The 517-nt window shown below is 63.1% G+C and carries 1 protein-coding gene; it reads right to left on the reverse strand.

Going from position 1 to position 517, the window contains the following annotated elements; all coding sequences use genetic code 11:
* Positions 1 to 187 precede the first annotated feature (187 nt).
* Positions 188 to 517, reverse strand: a 330-nt coding sequence (locus AC0L3D_RS36920; RefSeq protein WP_473647563.1) for a transposase, incomplete at its 5' end; no start/stop codon positions are given.

Raw genomic sequence — 517 nt, forward strand, 5'->3', positions numbered from 1 at the left:
GCGGATCAAAAACCATGATGCAGCCATACGCATCGGCGGCGAAGCTCCGGGCGGTGGGCCCATTCTACAGCGCGGCGTCGTAAGCCATGTGAGCGACCGGGATCACCACCACCTCGGATCGTTATCGGCAGACGCTATTGCAGCTGCCAAACTTCAATGCTCGTCCTGTCGAACGCTCCTCCATGCTTTATACCGGACGCAGGGCTACTCCCGTCGGGATCTCGCCGGTCGTGACAAGTCGCCAGAAGGCAATCAGTAGCTTGCGCGCCAAAGCCACGATCATTGTCTTGCGCGTACCGCCACGGCCATCGGCCGTTCTCGCGCAAAACCAGTGCGCCAGCGCGCTGTCCTTTTGGAATTGGAGGAACCGCCAAGCCAGTAGGATCATGCCGTAGCGGACGCGAGCGTTGCCGGCCCGCGCAAGACCTTTCTCGCGCCTGCGTTGGCCGCTCTCATCCGGCGCCCCGGTAAGTCCGGCATAGCGGGCGACGGCTCTCCGATCACGCAGGCCGCGTGA

This window comes from Mesorhizobium sp. WSM4837 (assembly GCF_055811435.1).